The organism is Vibrio sp. 10N.222.48.A3, from assembly GCF_041475345.1.
Lineage (GTDB): Bacteria > Pseudomonadota > Gammaproteobacteria > Enterobacterales > Vibrionaceae > Vibrio > Vibrio tasmaniensis_A.
In genome coordinates this window covers 1-6,453 of record NZ_JBFRVX010000264.1, presented here as the reverse complement: position 1 = coordinate 6,453, position 6,453 = coordinate 1, and the positions used below count along the sequence as shown (strand labels likewise).

General features: G+C 45.2%; 6 protein-coding genes. 3 read left to right on the top strand and 3 right to left on the bottom strand.

All coding sequences use genetic code 11. The annotated features are described in order from the left end of the window. On the bottom strand, positions 1-578 hold a 578-nt coding region (locus AB4653_RS08750; RefSeq protein ID WP_372103865.1), incomplete at its 3' end, for a 3-deoxy-7-phosphoheptulonate synthase. 246 nt (positions 579-824) lie between these two features. Further along, on the bottom strand, positions 825-1,814 hold the full coding sequence (nagZ, locus tag AB4653_RS08745) for a beta-N-acetylhexosaminidase (protein WP_009848454.1): 990 nt from the start codon (positions 1,812-1,814) through the stop codon (positions 825-827). 121 nt (positions 1,815-1,935) lie between these two features. Here nagZ and AB4653_RS08740 point away from each other — a divergent pair, with 121 nt between their 5' ends. Further along, positions 1,936-3,051 (top strand): anhydro-N-acetylmuramic acid kinase, encoded by a 1,116-nt coding sequence (locus AB4653_RS08740; RefSeq protein WP_009848453.1) that lies wholly within the window; start codon positions 1,936-1,938, stop codon positions 3,049-3,051. Positions 3,052-3,096: 45 nt separating this feature from the next. Further along, on the top strand, positions 3,097-4,017 hold the full coding sequence (murQ, locus tag AB4653_RS08735) for an N-acetylmuramic acid 6-phosphate etherase (protein ID WP_032555324.1): 921 nt from the start codon (positions 3,097-3,099) through the stop codon (positions 4,015-4,017). 116 nt (positions 4,018-4,133) lie between these two features. Here murQ and AB4653_RS08730 read toward each other — a convergent pair whose 3' ends face one another. Beyond that, positions 4,134-4,484 carry a DUF2799 domain-containing protein gene (locus tag AB4653_RS08730; protein ID WP_009848451.1) on the bottom strand — a complete coding sequence of 117 codons (351 nt, stop codon included), beginning with the start codon at positions 4,482-4,484 and terminating at the stop codon, positions 4,134-4,136. Between the two features lie 334 nt (positions 4,485-4,818). On the opposite strand from AB4653_RS08730, the gene AB4653_RS08725 reads away from it, so the two are divergent. Beyond that, positions 4,819-6,312: a carbon starvation protein A gene (locus AB4653_RS08725; RefSeq protein ID WP_009848450.1), complete on the top strand. Its 1,494-nt coding sequence runs from the start codon at positions 4,819-4,821 to the stop codon at positions 6,310-6,312. The last annotated feature ends 141 nt before the right edge of the window (positions 6,313-6,453 follow it).

Sequence of the window (6,453 nt, the reverse complement as noted above, 5' to 3'; positions counted from 1 at the left end):
TTGCCATCCGTACCATTCTTAAAGCCGATTGGCATTGAAAGACCACTCGCCATTTCGCGGTGGGTTTGTGATTCAGTCGTACGAGCGCCGATTGCTGCCCAGCTGAATGTATCTGCTAGGTATTGCGGGCTGATTGGATCTAGCGCTTCTGTTGCTAGTGGGATTTCCATCTCAGCGAGTTCAACAAGTAACTCACGACCAACATGCAGACCATGCTCAATATCGAACGTACCATCTAGATGTGGGTCATTGATCAAGCCTTTCCAACCAACAGTGGTACGAGGCTTCTCAAAGTAAACACGCATTACAATATACAGTTGGTCGCTAAGCTGCTCAGATAAAGCTTTTAAGCGTTTCGCGTATTCTTTCGCAGCTTCAATATCATGGATAGAACATGGGCCACATACTACAAGCATGCGATGATCTTTCTTATGAATAATGTTTGCTATAGTTTGACGAGACTCTTGAATGAAACGACGAGCATTATCACTCAAAGGCAGTTTTGCTTTTAACTCCTCAGGAGTAATCAGTACCTGTTCGTCGATGATATTGACATTGCTTAATTCACTTTTCTGCATAACTCAACCTGTATATTTATTTTTACACCCACAATTTCCATTTGGGCTGACAATCTTTAAAAACACAATAACAGCTACAAAAACGATTGCAAGTGTAAACAATAAAAAACATTTACTGTAAATTAAAACTTACACATCTTCTTTAATTCACTCTGATACACAAACCAGCTTAAACTGCACCTCACACATACAAAAAAGGCGATATTTCTCATATCGCCTTCTTCAAACTTATAGAGTGTTTATTTATCACCCAGCGTTTAACATTCGCTTAATTTGCTCTGAGGCCTCTTTCCATCGACTATCCGAGTGAAGCGTCGATAAATCAAAGCAGTGCTTTTTAAGCAATGAGTTGGCTAAAGGCACCTCTTGAATCGCTAAATGATCAAGAGCCTCAATTTGTGCATCTCGCTTATTACACATCAGCACCATGTCACAGCCAGCATTCAAAGCTGCTTTCGCTCTGTCTGCTGGTCCGCCCATAATGGCCGCGCCTTCCATCGTTAAGTCGTCAGAAAAAACTAAGCCTTTGAATCCAAGCTGCTGCTTCAATACTTTCTGCAACCAATACTCAGAGCCGCTCGCTGGTTGATCATCATAGTGAGAGAAAACCACGTGTGCTGGCATCATGGCATCCAATATTCCGGCTTCAATTTGCGCCTTGAAAATGGCCATGTCTGTTTCAAAGATATCATCTCTAGGATCGTAAGGCGTTTCTAAGTGCGAATCAGCAATTACACCGCCGTGTCCTGGGAAGTGCTTCCCTGTTGTCGCCATTCCAACCGATTTCATGCCTTTAATAAAAGCACTGCTGTGGCGAACGATGGTATCAATATCTTCACCAAACGCTCGGCTACCAATCGCTTTACAGTCGTGACCTTTATCTAATACAGGCGCAAAGCTCAGATCGATATCATGGGCAATCAATTCCGCCGCCATCAACCAACCGGCTTGTTCTGCTAACTGCTCACCATTATTCTTAGTCGCGAATTCTTGAGCGGCAGGGATAATTGAAAAGCCATCGCGAAAGCGCTGAACTCGGCCACCTTCTTGGTCAACGCCAATCAAAATAGGACGTTTCGCGACCTTGCGGATCTCTTTATTTAACGCCGAAAGCTGTTTGCTATCGTGGTAGTTTCGAGCGAATAAGATGAGACCACCAACGGTTGGGTGCTCTAAAATTTCTCTGTCTTCAGCTGTCAGTTCGTAGCCCGCGACATCTACCCACAACGGTCCCATATTTATCCCTTATTAAACCTAATTTCATAAACTTCCCGAGATTATTCTCTTTAAATTTGCTTTACAATGTTTTTAAACCAATCTTTGGAAGACTTTAAGAATGCAGTGCAAGAGCTTAGGAATGGATCGTAAAGAACTGTATATCGGTGTGATGTCGGGGACGAGTATGGACGGTGTTGATACCGCCTTAGTTTCGATTGAAGATTCGCGCATCACATTGCTCGCTCATGATGAGTTCCCAATGCCTGATGATCTCAAAGCGCGTCTGCTTGAAGTTTGTATTGGTCAGAAAACGGATTTGATTGCCATTGGCGAACTAGACCACCAGCTTGGTCATCTATTTGCTGATGCTGTTCTGCAACTTCTCGATAAGTCAGGTACGCCTGCATCTTCTGTGACTGCGATTGGGAACCATGGCCAAACAGTATTCCACCAGCCAACCGGTACTTCGCCATTTACCATGCAGTTGGGTGACGCTAATATCATTGCCGCTAAAACAGATATTCAAACTGTTGCCGACTTCAGACGCAAAGACATGGCGCTTGGCGGACAAGGTGCGCCATTAGTCCCCGCGTTTCACCATACGATTTTTCACCCGCGAGACAGCTCGGTTGTAGTCTTGAATATTGGTGGTATCTCGAATATTTCAGTACTGCGCCCGAATCAGCCTACTCTTGGTTATGATACAGGCCCGGGCAATATGTTGATGGACGCTTGGGTTGATACGCACACGGGTGAGAAGTTTGACCGTGATGCGCAATTCGCACTTAAAGGTCAACTCAATCAAGCCTTGCTCGAACAGTTATTAAATGAATCTTATCTATCTCAAATGCCGCCGAAAAGCACTGGCAGGGAGCTATTTAATCTACCGTGGTTAGAGCAACAATTAACAGAATTTAAAGACCTTGCGGCAGAAGATGTTCAGCACACACTTTGTGAATACACTGCATTGACGATAGCGAATGAAGTGGAGACTTATCGCTTGGGTAACCAACCTGCGCTCTATGTGTGTGGCGGGGGTACGAGAAATCCACTGTTGATGAAGAGACTGTCTGAACTGCTTCCTGGCTGGGAGGTTGAGTCAACCACCAGTAAAGGCGTTGATGCCGATTATATGGAAGCTATGGCCTTTGCGTGGCTTGCTCAACGTCATGTTCATCAACTGCCAAGCAATTTACCAGAAGTGACTGGCGCGAGCAGAGCGGCCTCTCTAGGCGTTCTCTATCGTGCTGACTAAACAACTTTAGAACCATCATTTTAGAATCACCATTTAAGGATCATTATGAGTAACGACGCTCTCATATCAGCGCTCTCGCACCTCGTTTCGGAGGGGAGAAACCCTGACACTATGGATATTGATCTACTCACCTCTCTCGAAGTGGTTGAAAAGATTAACCAACAAGACAAACAGGTACCACTGGCGATCGAAGCCGAATTACCACTGATCGCGAAAGCGGTTGACAAGATCGCTCACGCCTTTCAAAACGGTGGCCGACTGATCTATATGGGTGCAGGCACCAGTGGTCGATTAGGTGTATTAGATGCCTCAGAGTGCCCTCCGACTTTCGGTGTTTCAGACAAAATGGTTATCGGCTTAATCGCTGGCGGACCAGAAGCGATTTTAAAAGCCAAAGAGGGAGCGGAAGACTCGCTGACTCTCGGTATTGAAGACCTGAAAGCCATTCAATTTACAGAAAACGATGTCGTGGTAGGCATTGCAGCCAGTGGCCGTACACCTTACGTGATTGGTGCGCTCAACTATGCGAATCAGATTGGTGCGGTGACGGTTGCGCTGTCTTGTAACCCAGGCTCTCCAATTGCTGAGATTGCTCAAATCGCAATTAGCCCAGTGGTTGGCCCAGAAGCATTGACTGGTTCAACACGACTCAAATCAGGGACAGCACAAAAGCTGGTGCTTAATATGCTCACCACTGCGAGCATGATTCGTATTGGTAAGAGCTATCAGAACCTGATGGTCGACGTAAAGGCGACCAACGAAAAACTGGTTGCCCGCGCAGCTCGTATCGTAATCCAAGCAACTGAATGTGATAAAGCCCTTGCAGTTTCGACACTTAAAAACACCGATTATGATGTGAAGCTATCTATTTTAATGATTCTGACAGGGCTAGATTTAGAACTGGCCAAGGCTCAACTTGATCAACAAAATGGCTTCTTGAGAAAAGCGGTCGAGAATAATCAGTAATCTCAATTCTGTTTGTAGCTTCTCATTTAGAGAGTGACTTTAACGACATACAACAAGACCAGTACACATGCAGTACTGGTCTTTTTTAGTTTTAATTTGTTATCGCTAGCTTGGGCTTAATAGTCGTTTGAGAACTCATCCCAGCCACGTTGCCATTCCATACGGAAACGTTGAGCGTCTTCCGTACCAGAACACACGCCTTCATACACCTGACCAGATAAACCAATTTGATAAGCATGGTTCGGATTACAATATTCCGTCACACCTAAATGGTAACCTTCTGTATAGCTAGCTTGATCGACTCCGCCAAGCTCGGCCATATCTGAATAAGAACGCTGAGTGTGGCCTTTGATACCATCACGATAGCCAATCTCTTGCCAATTGCCTTCGGCCGCTAAATCTTGAACATTGGCGCTGCATCCTGCAAGGCTAAATGCCACGGCGAATAATGCGATTATTTTTTTCATTTCAATCCTTTATATTGTTACTTCATCACTTTCTGACGAAGCGCTGCCTTTGTGGCGATTCTCCGCTGAACACTGACTGATGTCCACTTATGTCTGTTATCTGCCGTTGATATTTATTGATTACCGCTTAAAGCTGATAAGTCACCACTAACTAGAAGCATGACACTTCTCAACACCAGTAACCAACCGCTCCGCAAAGGTCACAAACCACTAAACCGGTTATAACACCACTTAATTAGCTATTCGACCACTCACTCCAGTAGCGGAAGTTTCTTCTCATACACTCCTTTAATATACACCCTGACTTAATTAATACATTCAGGGATAACAAATTATGATGTGGTTTCTTACCTGTGTTGCAGCACTCATTGGTGGCTACTTTATTTACGGTGCCTTTATCGAAAAGATATTCGGTGTCAATGAAAAGCGTCAAACACCCGCTCACACCAAGCAAGACGGCGTGGACTACGTTCCAATGTCAACACCAAAGGTTTACCTAGTTCAGCTGCTTAACATTGCAGGCGTCGGTCCAATCTTCGGCCCTATCATGGGTGCTCTTTACGGCCCAGCAGCAATGCTTTGGATCGTTCTAGGTTGTATCTTCGCAGGTGCAGTACACGACTACTTCTCAGGTATGTTATCTATCCGTAATGGTGGTGCTTCGGTTCCAACCATCACTGGACGTTACCTAGGCAATGGCGCAAAACACTTTATGAACATCTTTGCCATTGTTCTACTGCTTCTTGTTGGTGTGGTATTCGTTTCTGCTCCAGCAGGCATGATCACTAACCTCGTCAACGACCAAACTGATTTCGCAATGTCTGCAACAACCATGGTTGTTATCATCTTTGCTTACTACATCATCGCAACGATTGTCCCTGTCGATAAAATCATTGGCCGCTTCTACCCACTGTTCGGTGCACTACTTATCTTTATGTCTGTTGGCCTAATCACTGCGATTGGTCTATCTGACGAGCACCAAATCATGGGTGGCTTCGAGATGAAAGACATGTTCACCAACATGAACCCGAATGACCTACCACTTTGGCCTGCTCTATTCATCACTATCGCTTGTGGTGCTATCTCTGGCTTCCACGCAACTCAGTCTCCTTTGATGGCGCGTTGTATGGAAAACGAGAAGAACGGTCGCTTCGTATTCTACGGTGCAATGATTGGTGAAGGCATCATCGCTCTAATCTGGTGTGCGCTTGCTCTGTCATTCTTCGGTTCAGTTGAGTCTTTATCTGACGCGATTGCAAACGGCGGCCCAGGTAACGTGGTATACAGCGCTTCATTTGGCCTACTGGGTGTATTTGGCGGTATCCTTGCTTTCCTTGGCGTGGTTATCCTACCTATCACTTCTGGTGACACAGCGTTCCGTTCAAGCCGTCTTATCCTTGCTGAATACTTCAACATGGAACAGAAGACACTGCGTAACCGCCTACTGATGGCTCTACCACTGTTCGTTATCGGTGGTATCCTGACTCAAGTAGATTTCGGTATCATCTGGCGTTACTTCGGTTTTGCTAACCAATCAACAGCAGTAATGATGCTGTGGACGGCTTCAGCTTACCTACTTCGTCACAATAAACTGCACTGGGTAACAACGGTTCCAGCTGTGTTCATGACTTCTGTGTGTATTACATTCATCCTGAACAACAGTCAGCTAGGCTTCGGTCTGCCAATGCAGCTTTCAACCATCATCGGCGTAGTGAGTGCATTCGGTATCGCAGCTTACGTTATCAAAATTTCAAAAGGCAAAGGCGATATCGACCTTGCTGATGAAGAATCAGAAAAGGAAGCAAAGCCCGTAACAAAAACAGCTTAGCTTTCCCCGAAACATTCTCACTCTTCATAGAAAGAGGAGAATAAGAAAGCCAAAAACACTTCGCTTGTTCCACCACATCTTTGATGAACTGGAATCTAAGATCAAAGCCCATCATGTATGATGTAATGCCGTTCGGATAAG

Bases quoted from the DNA above. Each gene is read 5' to 3' on its own strand.
- AB4653_RS08730 (WP_009848451.1), bottom strand. From the start codon at position 4,484: ATGAAAAAAATAATCGCATTATTCGCCGTGGCATTTAGCCTTGCAGGA.
- murQ (WP_032555324.1), top strand. From the start codon at position 3,097: ATGAGTAACGACGCTCTCATATCAGCGCTCTCGCACCTCGTTTCGGAG.
- AB4653_RS08740 (WP_009848453.1), top strand. From the start codon at position 1,936: ATGGATCGTAAAGAACTGTATATCGGTGTGATGTCGGGGACGAGTATG.
- AB4653_RS08725 (WP_009848450.1), top strand. From the start codon at position 4,819: ATGATGTGGTTTCTTACCTGTGTTGCAGCACTCATTGGTGGCTACTTT.
- nagZ (WP_009848454.1), bottom strand. From the start codon at position 1,814: ATGGGACCGTTGTGGGTAGATGTCGCGGGCTACGAACTGACAGCTGAA.